Origin of the sequence: Pseudemcibacter aquimaris, assembly GCF_028869115.1 — a bacterium.
Classification (GTDB): Bacteria; Pseudomonadota; Alphaproteobacteria; order Sphingomonadales; family Emcibacteraceae; genus Pseudemcibacter; species Pseudemcibacter aquimaris.
Genome location: NZ_CP079800.1, coordinates 2,353,934 through 2,375,494 on the forward strand (window position 1 = coordinate 2,353,934; position 21,561 = coordinate 2,375,494).

20 protein-coding genes are annotated in these 21,561 nt (G+C 43.5%); 10 read left to right on the top strand and 10 right to left on the bottom strand.

Translation table 11 applies throughout. From position 1 onward, the window contains the following. Nucleotides 1-48 precede the first annotated feature (48 nt). Nucleotides 49-504 carry an Lrp/AsnC family transcriptional regulator gene (locus KW060_RS11065; RefSeq protein WP_249034889.1) on the bottom strand — a complete coding sequence of 152 codons (456 nt, stop codon included), beginning with the start codon at nt 502-504 and terminating at the stop codon, nt 49-51. Nucleotides 505-623: 119 nt separating this feature from the next. On the opposite strand from KW060_RS11065, the gene KW060_RS11070 reads away from it, so the two are divergent. Beyond that, the gene (locus KW060_RS11070) at nt 624-1,847 is read left to right on the top strand and encodes a methionine gamma-lyase (protein ID WP_249034890.1); all 1,224 of its coding nucleotides are present in this window, start codon (nt 624-626) and stop codon (nt 1,845-1,847) included. Between the two features lie 68 nt (nt 1,848-1,915). On the opposite strand, the gene KW060_RS11075 is transcribed toward KW060_RS11070, so the two are convergent. Then, nucleotides 1,916-2,551, bottom strand: a complete 636-nt coding sequence (locus tag KW060_RS11075; protein WP_249034891.1) for an OmpW/AlkL family protein — start codon at nt 2,549-2,551, stop codon at nt 1,916-1,918. Nucleotides 2,552-2,675: 124 nt separating this feature from the next. On the opposite strand from KW060_RS11075, the gene KW060_RS11080 reads away from it, so the two are divergent. The 3 genes from KW060_RS11080 (at nt 2,676) to KW060_RS11090 (ending at nt 6,218) form a co-directional block, all read left to right on the top strand. Beyond that, nucleotides 2,676-3,482 (top strand): beta-keto acid cleavage family enzyme, encoded by an 807-nt coding sequence (locus tag KW060_RS11080; protein ID WP_249034892.1) that lies wholly within the window; start codon nt 2,676-2,678, stop codon nt 3,480-3,482. Nucleotide 3,483: 1 nt separating this feature from the next. Then, the gene (locus KW060_RS11085; protein WP_249034893.1) at nt 3,484-4,416 is read left to right on the top strand and encodes a carbon-nitrogen hydrolase family protein; all 933 of its coding nucleotides are present in this window, start codon (nt 3,484-3,486) and stop codon (nt 4,414-4,416) included. Between the two features lie 161 nt (nt 4,417-4,577). Further along, nucleotides 4,578-6,218 carry an amidohydrolase family protein gene (locus KW060_RS11090; RefSeq protein ID WP_249034894.1) on the top strand — a complete coding sequence of 547 codons (1,641 nt, stop codon included), beginning with the start codon at nt 4,578-4,580 and terminating at the stop codon, nt 6,216-6,218. A 72-nt stretch (nt 6,219-6,290) separates the two neighbouring features. On the opposite strand, the gene KW060_RS11095 is transcribed toward KW060_RS11090, so the two are convergent. Further along, entirely contained in the window at nt 6,291-7,004 is a 714-nt protein-coding gene (locus KW060_RS11095; protein WP_249034895.1) for a gluconate 2-dehydrogenase subunit 3 family protein, read from the bottom strand. Beyond that, a complete protein-coding gene (locus tag KW060_RS11100; RefSeq protein ID WP_249034896.1) occupies nt 6,997-8,682 on the bottom strand; it encodes a GMC family oxidoreductase in 1,686 nt (561 codons plus the stop codon). The genes KW060_RS11095 and KW060_RS11100 overlap by 8 nt, the downstream gene beginning before the upstream one ends. A gap of 114 nt (nt 8,683-8,796) precedes the next feature. Between KW060_RS11100 and KW060_RS11105 the strand changes: the two genes are divergently transcribed. Continuing rightward, the gene (locus KW060_RS11105; protein ID WP_249034897.1) at nt 8,797-9,525 is read left to right on the top strand and encodes a 3-keto-disaccharide hydrolase; all 729 of its coding nucleotides are present in this window, start codon (nt 8,797-8,799) and stop codon (nt 9,523-9,525) included. Here the strand turns inward: KW060_RS11105 and KW060_RS11110 are convergent. Genes KW060_RS11110 through KW060_RS11125 form a run of 4 tightly spaced genes read right to left on the bottom strand, consistent with a single transcriptional unit; the run spans nt 9,512 to nt 15,377 of the window. Beyond that, entirely contained in the window at nt 9,512-10,054 is a 543-nt protein-coding gene (locus KW060_RS11110; protein WP_249034898.1) for a nucleotidyltransferase family protein, read from the bottom strand. The genes KW060_RS11105 and KW060_RS11110 overlap by 14 nt on opposite strands. Continuing rightward, nucleotides 10,035-12,695, bottom strand: coding sequence for a M14 family zinc carboxypeptidase (locus KW060_RS11115; protein WP_249034899.1), 2,661 nt, complete (start codon nt 12,693-12,695; stop codon nt 10,035-10,037). The genes KW060_RS11110 and KW060_RS11115 overlap by 20 nt, the downstream gene beginning before the upstream one ends. A 10-nt stretch (nt 12,696-12,705) precedes the next feature. Then, entirely contained in the window at nt 12,706-14,028 is a 1,323-nt protein-coding gene (locus KW060_RS11120; RefSeq protein WP_249034900.1) for a hypothetical protein, read from the bottom strand. Nucleotides 14,029-14,045: 17 nt separating this feature from the next. Next, nucleotides 14,046-15,377, bottom strand: a complete 1,332-nt coding sequence (locus tag KW060_RS11125; RefSeq protein WP_249034901.1) for a M14 family zinc carboxypeptidase — start codon at nt 15,375-15,377, stop codon at nt 14,046-14,048. A 91-nt stretch (nt 15,378-15,468) separates the two neighbouring features. Here KW060_RS11125 and KW060_RS11130 point away from each other — a divergent pair, with 91 nt between their 5' ends. Next, on the top strand, nt 15,469-16,125 hold the full coding sequence (locus KW060_RS11130; protein ID WP_249034902.1) for an NAD-dependent epimerase/dehydratase family protein: 657 nt from the start codon (nt 15,469-15,471) through the stop codon (nt 16,123-16,125). On the opposite strand, the gene speB is transcribed toward KW060_RS11130, so the two are convergent. After that, nucleotides 16,126-17,052 (bottom strand): agmatinase, encoded by a 927-nt coding sequence (speB, locus tag KW060_RS11135; protein WP_249034903.1) that lies wholly within the window; start codon nt 17,050-17,052, stop codon nt 16,126-16,128. Between the two features lie 122 nt (nt 17,053-17,174). On the opposite strand from speB, the gene KW060_RS11140 reads away from it, so the two are divergent. Next, nucleotides 17,175-18,260 (top strand): succinylglutamate desuccinylase/aspartoacylase family protein, encoded by a 1,086-nt coding sequence (locus KW060_RS11140; RefSeq protein ID WP_274757248.1) that lies wholly within the window; start codon nt 17,175-17,177, stop codon nt 18,258-18,260. A gap of 135 nt (nt 18,261-18,395) precedes the next feature. Here KW060_RS11140 and KW060_RS11145 read toward each other — a convergent pair whose 3' ends face one another. Further along, the gene (locus KW060_RS11145; protein WP_249037171.1) at nt 18,396-19,010 is read right to left on the bottom strand and encodes a hypothetical protein; all 615 of its coding nucleotides are present in this window, start codon (nt 19,008-19,010) and stop codon (nt 18,396-18,398) included. A gap of 225 nt (nt 19,011-19,235) precedes the next feature. On the opposite strand from KW060_RS11145, the gene KW060_RS11150 reads away from it, so the two are divergent. Genes KW060_RS11150 through KW060_RS11160 form a run of 3 tightly spaced genes read left to right on the top strand, consistent with a single transcriptional unit; the run spans nt 19,236 to nt 21,269 of the window. Then, nucleotides 19,236-20,258: a hypothetical protein gene (locus KW060_RS11150; RefSeq protein WP_249037172.1), complete on the top strand. Its 1,023-nt coding sequence runs from the start codon at nt 19,236-19,238 to the stop codon at nt 20,256-20,258. A 2-nt stretch (nt 20,259-20,260) separates the two neighbouring features. Continuing rightward, nucleotides 20,261-20,575 carry a hypothetical protein gene (locus tag KW060_RS11155; protein WP_249037173.1) on the top strand — a complete coding sequence of 105 codons (315 nt, stop codon included), beginning with the start codon at nt 20,261-20,263 and terminating at the stop codon, nt 20,573-20,575. A 1-nt stretch (nt 20,576) separates the two neighbouring features. After that, nucleotides 20,577-21,269, top strand: a complete 693-nt coding sequence (locus tag KW060_RS11160; RefSeq protein ID WP_249037174.1) for a hypothetical protein — start codon at nt 20,577-20,579, stop codon at nt 21,267-21,269. Nucleotides 21,270-21,561 lie beyond the last annotated feature (292 nt).

Consider the following 21,561-nt stretch of genomic DNA (forward strand, 5'->3'; position numbering starts at 1 on the left):
AAGCTTAGGTCATCCATTAATCATATCTTAAAATTTTCTGAAAGTGCATCATACGAGTGGAAAATCGGTCTTTCTTTTTACGCGGCCGAATACGAAACTACTGTCGATGCCAGCGATACCAGGGATCGTGGAAATTTTGTCGCGTACGAACCCTTCGTAATCTTTTAAATCACGCGCAACAACATGCAGTAAATAATCAGAACGTCCGGTCATCAGGTAACATTCCATGACCTGATCCAATCTCCCTATCCCCTCTTCAAAAGTACGGATACATTCATCGGAATGGCGTTCAAGCCGGATATGCACAAACACAGTGAGCGGCAATCCATATTGTTCCTGATCAACAAGTGCTGTATATCCCGTCAAAACACCTTGTTTTTCAAGATTCCTGACCCGCCTTAAACACGGGGATGGCGACAAGCCGACATTATCCGCGAGCTCCTGATTGGTTAGTCGTCCATTCTGCTGCAAAGCACGGATAATTTTCCTATCAATTGCGTCCATTATTATTTCCTTAGCATTTTCTGCCAATATTTAAACAAATAACGCATAAATACGCAAGCACATTGCGTCATATTTATGGCAAGATTTTAGTATATGTTGAAATTATTCGGAGTAAGATTATGTCCACAGAAAATAAAGATTACGGTTTCGCCACCCGCGCCATTCATAAAGGCGTAGAGGGAAGCGCAGAAAATAACGCACTTGTCCCACCAGTTTATATGACGTCAACCTTCACATTTGATAATGCGGAACAGGGCGCCGCCCTATTCGCAGGTGAAGAGCAAGGTCATTTTTACACCCGTATTTCAAATCCGACATTATCATTACTTGAAGAACGCATTGCTGATCTAGAAGGCACAGAAGCAGCCATGGCAACTGCATCCGGCATGGGCGCGATCACATCTACGATGTGGACACTTCTTGCACAGGGCGATGAAATGATCGTTGATAAAACGCTTTATGGCTGTACATTTACTTTCTTCAGCCACGGCCTTACCAAATTCGGCGTCACTATCAAACATGTGGATATGCGTGACCCTGAAAATGTACGTGCGGCCATTACCGACAAAACCAAAGTGATCTATTTCGAAACACCGGCAAACCCGAACATGCGCCTTGTTGATATTGCTGCGGTGTCCGCCATTGCAAAAGAGCATGATATTACAACAGTTGTTGATAACACATATGCAACACCGTACCTGTGCCAACCGATCAGCCTGGGTGCTGATGTTGTTGTGCATTCTGCGACAAAATACCTTGGTGGTCATGGTGATCTTGTCGCCGGTATGGTCGCCGGTTCAGAAGAACTGCTGACCCGTATCCGCCTTGAAGGTGTAAAGGATATGACAGGCGCCGTGATGGCACCCCTTACCGCATTTCAAATCATGCGCGGCCTTAAGACATTAGAAATTCGTATGGACCGTCATTGCAGCAGCGCAGAAATGATCGCACAGGTTCTGGAAGACCACGCCATGATCGAAAAGGTTTATTTCCCGGGTCTTGAAAGTTATGAACAACATGAACTTGCCAAGCGTCAAATGTTAAAACCGGGCGGCATGATCGCATTTGAACTAAGAGGCGGCATTGAAAGCGGTATTCGTTTCATGAATGAATTAAAACTGATTAAACGCGCCGTAAGCCTTGGTGATGTGGACACGCTCATCCAGCATCCAGCAAGTATGACCCATTCAACATACACCGAAGAAGAACGTCTGGAACATGGCATTTCTGACGGACTGGTAAGACTTTCAATCGGTCTTGAAACACCGCAAGACCTGATCGATGATTTGATCGAGGCACTCAATACACTTGAGATAACAAATAGCCCTGCAAACGCAGCTTAAATCTAAAAAACAAAAAAAGGCCCGCGAATTTCGCGGGCCTTAAATTCATCTTAACTCTAATTATTCAATTAGAACTTTGTACCGATACCAACACCGATGATCCATGGGTCGATTTGTACATCAGCAGTTACAAGACCAAGATCAGTTGGGATTGTCGCATCTGTGCTTAGGAACAATTTCTTAACATCAACGTTCAAGAACATACTTTCATTAAGCTCGATATCAACACCCGCCTGTAATGAGAAACCAAATGTATCATTCAGGTTAAAATCATTAACCGGTGTACCGGCTGCTTCTTCGCTATAGAAGAATGTGTAGTTCACACCTGCACCAAAATATGGCTTAAGTGTTTCAGACATTGGCATATGATACTGAAGCGATAGTGTTGGTGGTAATAACCATGCACTACCTAGTGGAACGTCACCCACATCTGTGCCGATTGCTGTTGCGTTATGCTTTGTTGTCGCTGCAATCAGTTCAAGACCGATATTGTCAGCAATAAAGTATGTGAAATCAATTTCCGGTACGACTTTACTGTCAATATCAGCAGTACCGCCAATTGTTGTTGTTGCGCTTGCATCCGGTGCAACATAAAGCACGCGACCACGAACAAGTAAATCACCAGCTTGCTGCGCATTTGCAACTTCACCAGCGAAAAGTGATGCAGATAAAAGACCCAATGTGGCCACTAATTTTTTTGACATGTTTTCCTCCTGTCAATTTAATTTGATGCCCCATCCTTACACCCTGAAAGCGCCAAAAATCTTTGACCCCGGTCAAAGAAGTTGCAATAATCAAACAAAATAAAAATTAACGAGATTTATTAATTTGAACGACCATCCTTTTATTATTATGTGTGCCCCAAACGGCGCCCGTAGAGTTAAAAAAGATCATCCTGAAATCCCCATCACCCCTTCTGAAATGGCGGATTGTGCTGAACTGATTCTTGAAAATGGCGCAAGCATTCTTCATCTGCATGTGCGTGATGATAATGGTGGTCATTCCCTTGATCCGGACCGGTACCGCGCGTCCATAAAAACGGTCCGTGAACGAGTGGGCAAGAATATGATCATTCAGGCAACCACAGAAGCCGTCGGCATATATAACCGCGAACAACAAATGGAAATTGTCCACGATTTAAAGCCAGAGGCCGTATCACTCGCCCTTCGGGAACTATGCCCGACTGATCAAGAAATGTCAGAATTCGCAGCATTCAATGAATGGTTAATAAAAGAACATATTTTCCCACAATATATCCTATATAACGAGGCCGATTATAAAAGGTTCATGAGTTACCAGAAACAAGGCGTTTTCCATCAAGACAATCCATTTATCCTGTTCGTCATGGGAAGCTATGCCGGGCCAACACCGGAAACTGCAAAAACATTTGAATGTGCAACATCCCATAACGGTCCATGGGCATCATGTGGCTTTGCTGACAATGAAAAAGAATGCATTGAACATAGCATCAATAATGGCGGCCATATCAGAATTGGTTTTGAAAATAACATCTGGCGCGAAGATGGCACATTGCTTGAAAACAATGGCGAAATGATCAAATATGCCGCGGATCGCTCAACAAGGTCTATTGCATCCGCAGACGATGTGCGAAATATTTTTAATTTAAGAGATTAACATGACAAAAAAAGTATCGGTCCTTCAAATCGGATCATCCCCAGAAGGTACCCAAGCAACGCTGGACAAAATATTATCCTTTGAAAATGAAATTAAAGACGCCAACCCCGACATTCTTGTGATGCCGGAAGCGACCCTCGGCGGATATCCGAAGGGCGAAAGCTTTGGAACACAATTGGGTTTTAGATTGGAAAGCGGCCGTGATACTTTTAAAAATTATTATGATGCAGCAATTGACCTTTCCGGCAAAGAAGTAAAAACACTTTGTGACCTATCCTCACGAATTAATGCCAATATCGTTATTGGCGTGATTGAACGTGCGGGTGGTACGCTTTATTGCACAGCCATATTCATTGATCCAAAAGACGGACTTACCCATAAGCACCGCAAATTAATGCCTACGGGTTCAGAAAGGCTGATTTGGGGTCAAGGGGATGGATCAACATTACCGATCGTTGAAACCAATGCGGGTAAGGCAGGTGCTGCCATTTGCTGGGAAAATTATATGCCGCTATTACGCACAACCATGTATTCCAAAGGTGTTGAAATTTGGTGCGCGCCAACAGTTGATGCCCGCCCCGTCTGGCAATCAACCATGCAACATATTGCATTAGAAGGCCGTTGTTTCGTCGCAAGCGCTTGCCAATATCAACCATCACCAAATGCACTCGGTGTAAATGTTGAAAATTGGGTCTCTGATGATGCGCTGATCCCCGGTGGCAGCGTGATTATCGGGCCACTTGGTGATGTCCTCGCTGGACCGCTCCATGAAAAAGAAGGGCTGATCAGCGCTGAAATTGATCTGGATGATATTGCGCGCGGGAAATATGACCTTGATGTCATTGGTCATTATGGCAGACCCGATATTTTTGAATTACGGGTTAATGAAACACCACGTCAAAGTGTCACGACATTTGTTGAAACAGATGATTAATCATCACATTTAGGCATTAATCAAATATCACGTAAATTATCATTTTAAAAATTGTATATTATATACTACCATGCACATGCATATTGGATTCTAAAGCAGAATTTTTCTGCTAAATATCCAAAAAATATAGGGACAATAAATCTGAAGAAGGAGAGGAAATCATGGCATTCAGATTAAAGCAGGTCATGACCAATGTTCTGCTTGCGGCAACAGGATTATCATTATTCATGTTTGCAACAGCAAGTTCTGCGCTTTCGCAGGACGGTCTGGTCATTGAACCAAGAAAAGAAGGACAAGGCCCATATAACCGCCTGATCTTACGCGGGGCGTATTTGATTGATGGAACTGGCGCGCCAACACGCGGCCCAGTGGACATTGTTGTTGAGAACGACCGGATCACGGAAATTAAAACGGTTGGTTATCCATTACTTCCGATTAAACCGGAAAACCGTCCACCGCTAAATGGTGGAACAGAAATTGATCTGACAGGCATGTATATTATGCCGGGTTTTGTTGATTCACATCTTCATTTACATACACCGGCATCCGGTCAAAATGTCCCACCGGAATATGTTCTAAAATTGTGGTTATCACATGGCATCACAAGCGGCCGTACACTTGGCGGCGAAGGTATGATGTGGGAACTGGAACAGAAGAAAAGATTGGAAAACAATGAAATTACCGGACCTCGTATTCTGGTTTATCCTGTTTTTGATTCAAGTGAAGCTGGTCCAATTAACACGCCAGAACAAGCACGTGCACGTATCCGCGAAATTAAAAAGGCGGGCGGTTCAGGTATTAAGTTCTTTGGTGCCCCTGCCGAAATTATGTGGGCAGCACTTGACGAGGCCGATAAACAAAGCCTTTCAAGCACCATGCACCATGCCCAGCTTGACGTAAACCATGCAAACGTACTGACAACTTCAGAACACGGTCTTAAATCCATGGAACATTGGTATGGCCTTCCGGAAGCGATGTTTGAAGACAAACAAATTCAACGCTATCCTAACGATTACATTTATCACGATGAACAGGATCGTTTCAGCGAAGCAGGTCGTCTTTGGAAACAGGCTGCAAAACCAGGCAGTGCCAAATGGAACGAAGTCATGCAAACTCTGCTTGATCGTGATTTCGTTCTATCACCAACATTCACCGCTTACCAAACAAGCCGTGACTTTATGCGCATGAGCCGCGCCAAATGGCACGAAGAGTACACCATGCCAAATCTTTGGGAATTTTACCGCCCTAACAGAAACGCGCATGGTTCATACTGGTTTGACTGGACACTTGAAGATGAGATCGAGTGGAAAAACAATTACCGTCTGTGGATGACATTCGTCAATGAATATAAAAACCGTGGCGGCAAGGTAATCGTCGGTGCTGATGCCGGTTATATTTATAACCTTTACGGTTTTGGTTATATTCAGGAAATGGAACTGCTTCAGGAAGCTGGTTTCTCATCACTTGAAGTACTGCATGCAGCGACACTTGTTGGCGCAAAAGCACTCGGCATTGATGACGAGGTTGGTTCCATACAAGTTGGAAAAAAAGCCGACTTTGTTGTGACAAAGGAAAATCCGCTTGCCAACCTTCATGTGTTACTTGGTACAGGACACATCAGGTTGAATGACGAAACCCGCGAAGTTGAGCGTGTTGGCGGCATTAAATATACCATCAAAGATGGCATCATTTATGACACAACAAAAATGCTGGCTGATATTCGCGCAATGGTTAAAGCAGAAAAAGACAAACTTGGTATTCCACCAGGACCAATGCCAATTATTACAACTGGCGAAGAATAATTCTGTTTAGATGAACTAAAAAGAAAAGGCCCGGTAAATCCGGGCCTTTTTTATTCCTAATATCGATTACCCTCAAGCCGGAAGATTTGCAATGACCTCATTCAAATGGGCCATGGCTTCTTCTGTCGGGCCAGGGTAATCGCCAATGATTGGTTCGTTACCGATATAGCCAATATCCTCTATGCCTTCCGGACTACTGAAATAAGCACCAAATACCAATGAACGAAGTCTTGCAAAGAACATAACCGCATGTTCAAATTCAGCGATTTCTGCCTGTTTTTCATAAGCAATATCATCAATGATTGCTATTTGCTGATCACTGCTGCTGTTCATAAATGAACTACCATTTCGCATATTCGCTTCATCATCAAGCCATTGAAGGCCGTTTAAGATTAAAACACGGTCATTTTGCTGTGCTTCATATGGGGCACTTACCCATTCATCAATCACATCCGGAACACCAACTACTGTGGCTGATGGCCCACCCTCGTCCGCAGGGCAGATGATATCGGATAGATGCGCAATCAAGTTTAATTGGTCCTGCGTAAGCGTTCTTGCCCACGGTGTTGTCGGATTGGTCATATCTGGATCCTGACCATATTTTGGTCCCATTATCGGATCAAAGGTTAAATTCGGCCAGTGACTGGTTCCCTTAACTTCCGGCATTGGTTGATCAGCCGTATCACAGGCAACAACGACGCCACCAATTAGCACAGTCGTGCTCATTTTCCCGATCCATTTTAAACTGTCGCGGCGGCTGACTTTTGGTGAATAACTCTTATGCATTTTTAATCTCCTCAGCCAGTTTTGTCGCATTCTTCATCGCAAGGGTCAGAATTGTAATCGTACAGTTTTTATGCGGGTTCGATGCAAACACGCCACCATCCATAATGTATAAATTATCAACGTCCCATGTCTGGCCCCATTTATTGGTAACCGATGTTGCCGGATCATCACCCATTCTTGTGGTGCCGACTTCATGAATGATTAATCCACCGGGTAAAAGCGCCTCTTCTGGTGTGCGTTTTGGTGATGTGACATAACCACCCATGGCCTTGATCAGTTTTTCCGTCCATTCCATGCCGTGGGCAACTTGATTATATTCTTCATCCGACCATTTCCAATGGAATTTCAGCACCGGAATTCCCCATTTGTCCTTAACGTCCGGATCAATTTCGCAGTAACAATTTTCATTCACGACCATTTCACCACGAAGGGCAAAATAAATACCACTTCCGTATTTTTTACGGATTTGGTCCTTGGCTGATTTGCCGTACCCATCGGCACCATTTCCGGTTCCCATACCCGGTTCACCAAAACCACCACCAATTTCAAGATGATAACCACGCTTAAATTTAACGCTTCCATCATCCTGTCCTTCGTAATCCCACCACGGGATATAAAGGTGATTTCCAGCAAGGCCGTCTTCGTTATATTTCGGTCGCCCTTCCAGCGCAGGGATATATCCGGTAAAATCCGCCCCTGTACTATCCATAAGATTTCGACCAACTTGCCCACTGGAATTAGCAAGGCCGTTCGGGAATTTTTCACTGGTTGAGTTTAGCATCAAACGCGCCGTTTCACAGGCACTCGCCGCGAGGATGACATAATCCGCATCCACGCGCACGTCTTGCATATTTTTACGGTTCACGAATGTGACGCCGGATGCTTTTCCATCATCACTCAGATGTACTTCTTTCACCATGGCGTCAGTCACGACCTTAAGGTTCCCGGTGTCTTTCGCCCACGGAATAACAGATGTCGTTGTTTGAAACGCCGCCCCAATGGAACAGCCACGCCCACAATCGGTCGCGTTAAAACATGCCTCACGGGTATCTTGCGCACGCGTTAAAACGGCCCGGCGCATCGGCACAATAGGAAGACCCAGTTTTTTACAGGCGGCCTCCACAAGCAATTCATAAACACGTGGTTTTGCATGTGGCTGCAATACCCCTTCACCGCTATCCGGCACATCATAAACGCCCGGATTATTTCCGGAAACGCCAACTAACTTTTCTGTTTTATCATACCACGGCTGCATTTCATCGTAATCAAGCGGCCAATCAACACCCAAACCATCATGCGTGAATGGCTTAAAATCACGATCATTAAAACGCGGCACATAACGGCCGAAATGGTTTGTTCTACCGCCAAGCATACGGGCGCGCCACCATCTGAATGTGGTGCCTTCTGCATTTGTATATGGCTCACCCGGCACTTCCCAGCCGCCATCAACGGTGGCATCGAAATATCCGAAATTTTTATCTGATGTGCTTTCGCCGCGAAGTGGTGCTTCGTGGTTCATTTGAAACATCGGGGTTTCTTCAACGGGGTCATAATCGCGACCCGCTTCCAGCATTAATACTTTAATTCCTGCTTCCGTCAGGATATGTGCGGCCATGCCGCCCCCTGCCCCCGAACCGACGATCAATACGTCATATTCAAAACCATCAAATGATGCCATTATTTACTTCCCTTATTCTAAATTTTTAAAAACTATAACTGATCTTAACTTAATTGACAGCCCTATTTTGAAACTTTACTGTTCTTCAAAACCAAATCATTCTGGAGCATTAAATTGATCAGATCCGCCATCACCATCACCGCTATTCTGTCCACTAGCTTGTCATTAACTTTCGCCCAAATGGTCCCTGAACCAAAGGCCACAGAAGTTTGGGGAAAAGAACCGGTAAAAGTAACACCAGGTGAACAAGGTGCTGCCCCATCGGATGCAATTAAACTTAATCATGCTGAATGGGAAAGTGTTTTGGGCGGGGATAACCCATGGACCAATGAAAATGGTGTTATGACCGTAAAACCGGGAACAAAAGATATCCGCACCAAAAGGTCATTTGGTGATGTGCAGCTTCATGTGGAATGGCGCATTCCTGAACTGGACGCAAAATTTGTTGATCAGGACCGCGGCAACAGCGGCGTATTCTTGCAGCAATTTTATGAAGTGCAGGTTTTGGATAGTTATGAAAATAAAACTTATAATAACGGACAGGCAGGATCCCTTTATAAACAACATATCCCGCTTGTTAACGCCACCAAACCAGCAATGCAGTGGCAGACATACGATATTATTTACACAGCACCACGTTTTGGTAAAAACGGCAACGTGATTTCACAAGCCCGCATGACCGTTATTCATAATGGTGTACTTATCCAAAATAATGTCTCATTAACCGGACCAACCGTTTATATCGGCGCACCATCATATGAGCCACATGGCGAATTACCAATTTACCTTCAAGATCATGATCATGAGGTAAGCTACAGAAATATCTGGATCAGAGAACTTTAAGCTTCGGCCATATTTCAAGCCATCCCTTGCTTTTTAGACGGCTATCAAAATCATCCGGCTTTGGTCGTTTGGTGTTTATGGTAACCGTATTTTGAAAAAGTGCCGCTATCCCAAATGGTGCGATTATGTCGCATTCACCGTTCCGTACGGTTGCCCCAACTGCCGTTTCAACCTCGACCCAATAACTCATGGCGTCACTGGTTGATTTGTATGGTTGATCACCATTTCGAATGTGCATGCGCGCCTGATTTTTCACGGACCATGGCAAACCCAATACTGACTTTAATTGATCCTCTATCTCTGTTTCAGAATGCTTAAAATCAGGATCAAAATAAATCAGATCAATATCATTTAGTGGCGTTGCTTCCGCATATTCATGCAGCTTATCCCAGACAAGATTTCTAACGAACCCTGCTGCCAAACACCAATCCGGTAAAGAAAGACGCGAGGCAACGTCTAATGCCTCGCGTCTTAAGGGATCTTCATTGATCCATTTTATGATTTGTAGCTTACCTTGTTGGTCTTGCATGCGCAGATCCACGGAAAATCGCGTTCATTAGCATCACGTTCAAACCATCAAGAAATGCTCTATTTGTTGGGTTTGCTGTAAAGCCGATAACCTGACCGCGGCCACGTGGCTGTGATATTACAAACGGCTTATTGGCAAGCTGAAGACGGTTTTCTTCCCAGATATACCCCCCCATCAACAATTCATCGGCGTCCGCATAATTAACAACATTACGCCCCTTATCAATGGTGACAGGTGTATAAATATCCGTTCCGCTATAAAGCGGGAATAATTCCGGTTCAATACCAGCCGTCAGCCAATGTTCCAGATCAACATTTGCCCGCACAATAACACCCGCGACGCTGTCCGGGTTGGCGTCTTGCTCTTGAATGGCTGCGTTATAATCATCCGCATTCATCAGCGTGCCATCGACGCGTGCCGTATCTTCCTTTTCATCTTTTTTATTTTCCTGATACGCATATTCGCGGCGCACTGAAATTAGATCAACATCAGGATCACTGACAAATCGCATCGCAGTATCAAGGGCAATTAAAGTACCGCCTTCTGATACCCATTCTTTAAGATTTTCTGCACCAGACGTACCAAGAACAGATTTATAATTGCCACCTTGCGGCATAATAATAACCTGAAACGGGCTAAGGTCTGCTGAGCTAACATTACGTGTACGAATTGCCGATACTGGATAATCAAATTGGCGTTCAATTACGAAACGAGCATTGCCCGCCCCATAATTACGGGTTGGACTATCCCAAAGGATCGCCACTTTCGGCGCATGAATTTGCACTGTATTGCCGCTGCCGAAACTTGGGCCTTCACTGACCCAACTGTCATTAACACCGTAAGCATCCGCACCGGTATCAGCCGCAATTTTTTGTAATTTTGCCGCTAGTCCCGCATCATTACGTGCAACTTCGATAATCAGGCTGCCTGCCGGATATTTAACACCAAGGTTCGTGAAACCCTGATCCGCGCTTTTCACCGTGATGCCTGCTCTTAATGAATGCGTTAGGAAACGTGCGGCTGTTGCCTGTCCCCACGGCACAATAAACGCCACTGTTGCATCCGGATTATGAACCGTACCAGCCGTAAAATATTCAGTACCGGCCATGCGTGTATCGGCACCTGAAATACTGTTACAGCGTTCCACCTTAAAATTATACATAAGCGGAAGCGACCATGCGGTTACATCATAAATCTGGTCACTCAGATTATTATCCCTACGTCTTTCTTGTTCTTCAGCAAAAGTGGAATCAAGTTCGACATTTTCTTCCATCATATTGCTGACGAAACGGCCCATTGGCTGCGCAGCATCAAGAATATAGGTGCCCGCATTATAACTGGTTCCGCAGGCTCTAAAGCTATCTTCAGCGACCGATACTTCAACGCCGTGTCTGCGCATTAATCCCGCAAGCTTATCTGCGCCCGCCTGATTGCTTTGGGTTGGGACGATATAATATCTGCCGTCCAGATTTTCACCATATTCGATACCAGTGACGCGGTAATCATAAAAATTCTTTAAGAATAACGCGCGGTTATCGGCGACCGCCTCAGCGGTTGAAAGGGCCGCGATCATATGATGCTGGGTTGCCTGACGGTAATGAAGTTCGTTTCCATCGTTTCGGTGATAAACAAGTCCACCTGCGGCCGCCTGCTCATATGTTGATGCCAAGCCACCGTAATGAAGCGACCATTGATCGCCATACCCTGGGTAAAAGGCATCGAAAATTTCTCGCGTGAAATAATCATATCCCTGATTATCGAAATGACGCGCATTATTGCGCCCTACAATTTCAAGGCCGTCGCGTTGTTCCTGTGTGATATGCGGGTTAAATGGTTCCGCTGATGGTGAAAAGAAATAAGAACTGTTGCCACCCATTTCATGAAGATCAATGTAAATTAGCGGGAAAAATTCCTGCATTGCTTTAATCCGACCTTGCGTTTCCGGCTGTGTTAATGCGAACCAATCACGGTTCATATCAAACATATAATGATTAACACGACCACCTGGCCATGGTTGATTATGTTCTGCTGAAACGCCACTGTTGTCTGGAAGCAATCCTTTATTTTCATGATAGGTGTTCACAGCCCGTGCGCGACCATCCGGATTAATCAATGGATCAATAAACACCACTGAATTTTGCATGATATTATCAATCCACGGCTGATTATTGGCAGCCAATAAATGATATGCCGTTTGCAGTGATGATTCCGCGGCGGAAAGTTCATCACCATGCACACTATGACCAAGCCAGGTGATACCCACCATATTTTCAATCATGGCATTTGCTTCTGCTTCTGATGTGTTTCTCACATCCGCAAGCTTTTTCATCTCCGCACTGATTTGATCAAGGCGTGATATATTTTCCGCACTTGAAATCGCCACGTAAATAAGTTTGCGATTCTGCCACGTACGACCATATTCACGGATCACAACGCGGTCCGGGGCTGCAGCCTCTAGGGCTTCGAAATATTTAATGATATTTTCCGGTGTTGTCATATCATCACCGGCTCTATAACCCAGAACCTGTTCCACCGTTGGGATGGACGGATCAAATGTCGCACCCGGTAGATATTCGAAATCCTGTGCCACCGCAATATTAGCGAAAATGGCACAGGCAACGACTATAAATATTTTCTTCATCATTTTATCCTTATCTCGTTGGGCGGGAATGGGCCGCACCACGGAAAATTGCATTGATCAACATTAAATTAAGTCCGTCCAAATAGGCACGTACCGTTGGATCAGCTGTAAACCCAATAACCTGCCCGCGTCCGCGTGGTTCTGAAATCACAAACGGTTTATGCGCGAGTTGCACGCGATTTTCTTCCCACAAATATCCACTGGTAAGAATTTCATCTGCCCCCGCATAATTAATGACATTACGGCCATTATCAATGGTCACCGGCGTATAAATGTCTGAACCACGATAAAGCACATTTAATGTTTCCGCGGAACCCGCCGTTAACCAATGTTCCAGATCGACATCCGCCTTAAGCATCACGCCCGGTACAGGATCCGGATTGGCATTGTGATCTTCGATCGCATCCATGAAATCGTCTTTACTTTCATAAAGAACGCCGTCCACGCGTGCAGTGTCATCGCCCTCTTCTTTTGTTTCTTCACGGTACGCATATTCACGGCGTGTCGAAATCAAATCCACATCAGGGTCAGCGATATAACGCATTCCGGTACCAAGGGCAATTAACGTTCCCCCTTCATTAACCCAGTCTTTCAGCGTTTCCGCCCCGCGGTCACCGAATGTGGATTTATAGCCACTGCGACTTTCCGGAATAATCAACACGTGAAACGGACTAAGATCAGCACCAGCGATATCAGCCGCACGAATTGGTGTTACCGGATAATCAAATTGTCGTTCAATAACAAATCGTGTGTTACCCGCGCTGTAATTTGCTGTCGGCGTATCCCAAAGGATCGCCACATTAATTGGGTGAACACGTTTTGTGTTCCCTGATCCAAAGCTTGGACCGTCTGTCACCCAACTGCTATCCACACCAACGACCTCTGCCCCTGTCGTTTTCGCGATATTCTGAACTTTTTCTGATAGGTCCGCATCATTTGCTTTTACCTCAATCACAAGTGATCCTGCGGGATAACGGCGCTCACCTGTCACAAATGACATATCAGCTGACTTAACAACAATCCCCTGACGAAGCGCATTGGTTAGAAAACGGCTGGCGGTCGATTGTCCCCACGGCACGATATACGCAACCGTTGCATCCGGATTTGAAACCGTTCCGGCAGCGTAATATTCTGTCCCGGATTTCACACGTTCAACATTCGGCAAGTTATTACAGCGATTAACATCCACATTAAACATGTGTGGCAGTGACCATGCGGTAACATCATAAATTTGATCGCTTAAATTATTATCACGGCGGCGTTCCTGTTCCGCAAGAAACGCTTCATCCATTGGTACATTTTCATCCATAATCGTACGAAGAAAACGTTTCATTGGTTGCGCACTATCAATCACATAACTGCCCGCATCATATTCAGCACCACATGAACGGAAATTTTCCGTGGTTTTAAAAACATCAACACCTTGTTTGTGAGAAGTCCTGCAATTTTATCCGCGGCCGCTTGGTCATTCTGTGTTGGGATAATGTAATAACGGTTATCTTCGCGTTCACCTTCATCAATGGCGCTTTTACGGTAATTATAAAAATCCCTTAACAGCTTTTCACGGTTTGTCGCGACAACCTCTGCTGTCGATAGACTTGCCAATAAATGTTGTTGAACTGTTTCACGGAAATGAAGAATTTCGCCGTCATTTCTTTTAAACATCATTGCATTTGCCGATGCCTGTTCATAAGTTCCTGATGCCGCCCCAAGATATGCCGGCCAGCTGGCGCCATACCCCGGATAAAAGGCATCAAAAACCTCGCGTGTATAATAAGGAAATCCGTGACTATCAAAATGACGGGCATTGTTCCTACCAATCATTTCAAGGGCCGCCCATTGGTTCGTTGCAATATTTGGGTTATTTGGCGGCGCAGGCGGTGAAAAGAAATAAGTCGAATTACCGCCCATTTCATGAAGATCGATATAGGCAAGCGGGTAATATTCTAATAGTGATGCGACCTTACCCTGACTTTCCGGCTGCGTCAGTGCGAACCAGTCACGGTTAAGATCAAATAAATAATGGTTCACACGACCACTTGGCCATGGTTCACTTAATTCAGCACTTAACGGGCTACTGTCATGAACAAGTCCGCGTGCTTCACGGAATTTATTGACAAAACGGTCACGCCCATCCGGGTTTTGTTGTGGATCAATGATGGTGACACTATTCGTCATTACATTATCCACCAATTCCATATTGGTCGCGGCAAGCAGGAAATATGCCGTTTGCATGGCTGCGTCCATTGGCGAAATTTCATTACCGTGAACACCATACCCCAACCATGTAATGCCAAGTTGATCTGCAATAATGGTTTCCGCTTCATCAGCATTTGTCACACGCGGATCGGCAAGGCGTTGCATATTCGTCTTAACATCATCGAGTTTTGCAATATTTTCAGCATTCGAAATCGCCACATACATCAACGGACGATTTTCCCATGTTTTTCCGTAGCTGAAAATTTTCACCCGGTCCGGTGCCGCATTACGCAGCGCATCGAAATATCTGACCATATCCCCGTGGGCGGTAATATCATCACCGGATTTATACCCCAGTACTTGTTCCACCGTGGGTATCGATGGATCAAATTTTGTCCCCGGAATATATTCAAATTCTTGTGCAAAACTGCTTAATGTAAGTGATGTAAATATGATCACTAATTTCTGAAGAAATCTGGTCATGATTTTCCCTATTATCCCATTATTTTCTTTTGATTTACCTTAGTCAAAGTCTTGGTTAATATCAAACGCAAATAGCCTTAGGAAATGAAGTATGTCCAAAAAAATATTGATCACAGGTGCCACAGGAATGGTCGGGCATTTCGTCCTTCAGGAATTACTTGACCACGACGACGTATCAACCATCATTTCCATCACAAGGCGCAATACCGAAATCACCCACAGCAAATTGATTGAAATCATCCATGATGATTTTCTGGATTTTTCATCGCTTGATGAACAATTATCAAATATCGATGTCTGTATTTATTGCCTTGGCGTTTATCAGGGACAGGTTCCAAAGGATAAATTTTACGAAATCACCTGCGATTATCAAAAAGCACTCGTTGAAAGATTGGAACAGACAAGCCCAAACCTGACCTTTGTGTTGTTCGGTGCAAATGGCGCCAAGCAAGAAGGATCAAAGGTCCTTTTCGCGGATGCAAAAGGAAAAGCGGAAAAACAATTGATGCAGAGCTGTTTTCCAAAAAAATATATCTTAAGAGCAGCCTATATCCATCCCACAGGAAACCGCAGACCAGCAGGACTGGTTTATGATATTTTTATTCCGATTATGAATTTCATCTTTCCGCTTATGCCCTTTATTGGCACAACGGATCATGATTTGGCCCGGGCGCTCGTTAACATCGGTCTTGACGGCACATCACCGTCAAGAGTTCTCGAAATTTCAGAAATAAAAGAATACGTCTGATCAACGTCTTAATGCTTCGGATAGGAGATATAAAATATCACCACCTAATGTCGCGCCCGCAACAGCAGTCACATTGCCGATCGGGTCATAAGCCGGTGCAATTTCAACGAGATCACCACCAACGAAATTAAGCCCCGCCAACCCTTTTAATATTTTACGGCCCATCATCACGGTTGGCCCACCCGATACAGGTGTTCCCGTACCCGGCGCATAGGCAGGATCAAGAAAATCAATATCAAATGTCAGGTAAGTTTTTGCATCGCCAACACGATTTCTGATGCGTTCGGAAACCTCGGATGCCTTCATTTCATCAAGTTCATCGGCAAAGATAATTTCAATGCCATGATTTTCCGGATTTGGTGTTCTTAGCCCCACGTGAATGGAATGCTCTATATCAAGAAGCCCTTCTTTAATCGCATGATAAAACATGGTGCCGTGGTTATAATCTTCGTCGACCCACGTATCGGAATGGGCATCAAAATGCACGAGTGCCACCGGGCCATGCTTTTTCACATGGGCGCGTAATAGCGGCAATGAAATAAAATGATCACCACCCATGGCAAAACAAACCGTATCGCTATCGATGATCTTGCTGGTTGTTTTTTCTAAAACCTCAACCATTCTTTCGGGGTATCCGACAAATTCACAGATATCACCATAATCAATCACCGTATGATGTTCGGCGATATGATAATCCCATGGCCACAAACCATATTCAAATTCACCCGTCAGTGTGGATTGTTCACGCATGGCACGCGGGCCAAAACGCGCGCCCGGTCTGTTGGTTGTACCAAGATCATATGGAACCCCTAATACGGCAATATCGGCCTTATCCAAATCCTGCGAAAATTTAAATCGCATAAAGCTCATTGGCCCTGAATAGGCCTCATCCCACCAATTATCCAAGAGTTCATTATCACGTGGCATTTATATCTCCTCTAATTTTGCATCTGTAACCTTAGAGAAACTCACATGTCAGATCAATAAAATTACTCTTCTTGATATTCTTTTAATGCGTGATACATTATCCCGAAAAAAGGGAGGAACAAATGACAACAACAATCACAAGACGAGATTTCGCAATCACTGGCGCCGCAACAATCGGCGCATTAGCCGCAGCAGGCACGAGCGCATCGGCACAAGAAAATAAGAAAACATATGCCCCGTTTGATGTACCATCCGGCACCAAACAATTTACCTATGAAAATATCATCAATAATGATGCCCTGCGTATGGATATGCCACTTGGCATTATTAACGGCGAAAACGACGGGCCAACCATGATCGTCACGGGCGGGTTATTCGCCACCGAATATTGTGGTGTTGAGGCAGCATCGCGTCTTTACCGTGATACTGATCCATCCAAATTATCCGGCCGTCTGATCATTATTCCAGTGATTACATATGATGCCTTTCAATTCAGAACACCAATGTTCAACCTATCATCGGGCGTAAGCCCACGCGACGGTAAAAGCTTGAATTCAGTATTCCCAGGCAATAAAGACGGCAGCCCGACAGAGGTCCTCGCCCATTATGTCTTTAACGACCTGATTTTAAAATCCGATTATCATATCGACTTACGGGGTGGTGATCTGGCGGAATCCCATGTGGTTCATTCAATTCATCCAAATAACGCATCTGATAAGGTCAACCGGATTTCGGAAGAAATGTCGCGCATGTGCGGTTACGAGTATTTCCAAGCCCGTGATGTTGACGAAAGAAGCCTTGTTTATGAAGCATCACAAGCAGGCGTGCCATCAATCATTACCCAATGCGGCCTTGGATATAAAACCCAACCGGAAGAAGAATTTATCAATTTCCACATTCAAGCGGTCGTCAATAACATGAAACATTTCGGCATGCTTGTGGGCGATCCGGTCATTCATCCGAAACAGCGTGAATTCACCGTCGAATTCGACCGCGTCCGCGCCACAACCAGCGGCATATTCCAAGGATACGCGGACCAAGGCGATATATTAAAGAAAGGCCAATTAATCGGAAAGGTCACCGCGCTCGACGGATCAGTGTTAGAAGAACTTCATTCCCCCATCGACGGCGTCGTCCATGAACTTCTCGTCCGTCGTGTGGTATTCCAAGGGGATCTGTTATATAATTTGGTTCAGCTTAAAGATTAAATTTTGCAATTTTTCAACGTCCGCTTCGACACACAGCGGACGTTTATTGCCCCCTCGAACACGCCTAATCCGAACACCCTGAATTACTTTAACATACACTAAATTGAAAGTAATTATCAGAAAAGAAGGTAAGCTTCATTCTTTTGTTAACGTCGTCAGTTTCAGGGAATAAAAATTATCTGCCCCTAAATTTTCAATTATTCTAACCAGCTTTTTACTACTGTCACCAACAACGGGTGATAATTGAGCAGGATTATTGTCATTAGCAACATCAATAAGGGTCAAATCACCATCTGTAGTCACATCATCCAACATTGACACGTCTGAACGATATAAATTTAAAGAAGTATCGCCGGAAAAATCGTATCTTAAAATGAACCATACTTGATCATCCGTATCGAATTCCATTTCCATAGAACCATCCGTAACGGATCTTAATTGAAGATTTATAAAGGTCGCCCCATCGACCATGGTAGAAAAACCCCTTAAAAACATATTTTTCGAACTTTGCCCAGATTCATCAATACGTATATGCAGATTCATCCAATGTTTGCGATGAGCATTAAAGGTCATGGTTGTTGTTGTTGTTTCTTCCACAGCAACCCAGCTTCCTGCTAATTTTTTATGAAAACCACCATCTTTTTCTGGCGAGAGCGGATTTTTGCTACCATGGGTCACACAAGAAATGAGGGAAAAAGTCATTATCATTAAGACAAAGGATTTTAATAAATTCAAATTATGTAGTTTCAAGAGCACCTCCCAATGTAAATTGAACTAACTCTAAAAATAGACACAAGCATATATGTTATTTGTGTTATTCAGAAAATACAACTAGAATGTGGTAAATGAATCACAAATAAGGGGCATAACCGAAAGGGAATGGTTAAATTTCGTTCTATAATTGCATGGACTTTATTAGTTTTTACAGTTCAATTATTTTATATAGGAAGTTCCGTTATTGCAGACGAAATATCCGTGACTATCAAAAACGATCAGCTTTATATCACTGGGCCTTTCAGCGCAGTAAACAAGCATGATACAATTCGCGTAAATGCAGTTTTTCTAAATGGTGATGATGAAAAGTTTGATGGTGAAGCATTATCATTAGGTTCATTTTATACTGAATGGAATGATGACATTATATATTCCGATATCACGGAAGAAGACCCAGATTTCAAGCTTGATATTTCATCAGACCAAAGAATTTCATTGGAAAGTGATGATGCTTTTATTCCTTATGAGATAAACAATTTCCTTGGAACATGTCTTCGCGGCGAAACCAAGTTGATGGCAATAAAATTTTCAGGGAATTATTTGGGGAATATCTTTGGCGCTCGTCCGGATGATATCATTTTTGTTTTTTATGACCCTGTAGAAAAAAATGTCAAAAGGGAAAGCTTTAACGGTTATGAATTAAATAGAATGGGGTGTTTGGATGAAGCAAGGCAAGATAGGCAATATTCACAAAAAGTATTGTTAGAAGAAAAAGCACTAATATCACGTTACCTTGATAAAACCTCTACTGATCCTGTTGAAATATTTGCAAAAAACAAAGTAAATATCCGCACATTAGACAAAAACCCTCTGATTGAATTTGGTGCTCATTTCGATAAATTCAATCAATATTATAACCCCGCAACATGTACTGATAAATCGGAAGATGACCTGGCGTTTTTCCCAGAATGCCAGAAAAACAATAGCAATATTTCGCTCGTTTACGAAAATGATAAAATTGAAATTCATAGAGTAAAGTTCATATATAACTGTGATAGTAGCGGTTTTGACTTTCTTAAAGATAAAGACAGTGGTGAATGGACCTTGTTATATTCAATACCCGGCGGATGTTCGAAATATTTCCTTTTTGCCCCGAAATATCAAAGCCAACAAAGTAATGAATTAAATATAACCTTTTGTGACGCATGCAGCCATTGGGGCACATGGAAGCGATATACGGTTAACACGAAAACATATGAAATTATATCAGCCAGGGACGAATAACCGTGGAACAGATTTTTAACCTACAGCAAAACCCTTTAAAGCATCGCATTGAAGAAGGTTTGGGTGAAATTTCTGCTTATATCATGACGTTGAATGACGATGATCAAACTGCCGCTGAAAATGCATTTTATCTAGCCGTTAAGAAAAGAATGAATGCTAGAGCCTATGAAAATGATAATAATCAATATTTATCTGGCTTGCTCGAAGACGTCCTAGAAGGACAAAGAGAATTTTCACAAACTTGCTATGCGAATTGCCACGCAGACAATGTTTTTATGTTTTTAAAAACCTTATTAACCAGTCTTTATGGAGAATAAAATGAATATCTTTTGCCGCTTAATAACGATTTTAAAGGTTATTATTCTTGCCACCTTAATGACGCAACCTACTTTTTCGCAAGAAAACAGCACTGATACGGTCGCCCGTGATAAAAAGTTACTGGAAGAATTATACGAAGAAATGAGTTCGAAAAATTCCTATTATAAATTTCATTCATCAATGCTGTATAGTTTTGCGGGATTGCATACGACAATGGATAATGAATTAAAGAATGATGGGGCGATAAGTTTTCTCGGCGATTATAATTGTAATGCTCTTATAACCCCGTCGCTTTATATGAGTGTTCATATAGATATTTATTCTCAAATTAAGTTATCACCACCAGTAAGTGACCTTAAAGAGAATTACCCACAATTAGCGGAATTAATGGATGACTACATAATGCAGGAAGGTCTTACCAACGAAAAACTAAACCTAGAATATGATCGTTTAATTGTGATGCATGAAAAATATCCCGATATTTTCCAGTTTAATCACCTACATGAAAAAGACCCTTTTTCGTCTCGTGATAATCAATGCAATCTTGATTTATTAAACCAAAGCGACACTTTCCCTGCAGACCTTAGGCAGAATAAATTGTCACTTGAAAATATTATCATGATGCTTAACGCCCATGTTAAAGAGTTAGAGCATCTAATGGAGGCAATTAAGGTCAATTTGGAAAAGAATTAAAACTACAATTGCATAAGAGGCAAATGCGCTTAAAACATTTGCCTCTTCATAAAATCTAAAATTAATCGCGTTCAAAAACCACTTTGCCGTTCACGAGGGTCATCATGACATCGACCGAGTCCGCGCCACAACCGGCGGCATATTCCAAGGTTTCGCGGACCAAGGCGATATATTAAAGAAAGGCCAATTAATCGGAAAAGTCACCGCGCTCGACGGATCAGTGTTAGAAGAACTTCATTCCCCCATCGACGGCGTCGTCCATGAACTTCTCGTCCGCCGCGTCGTATTCCAA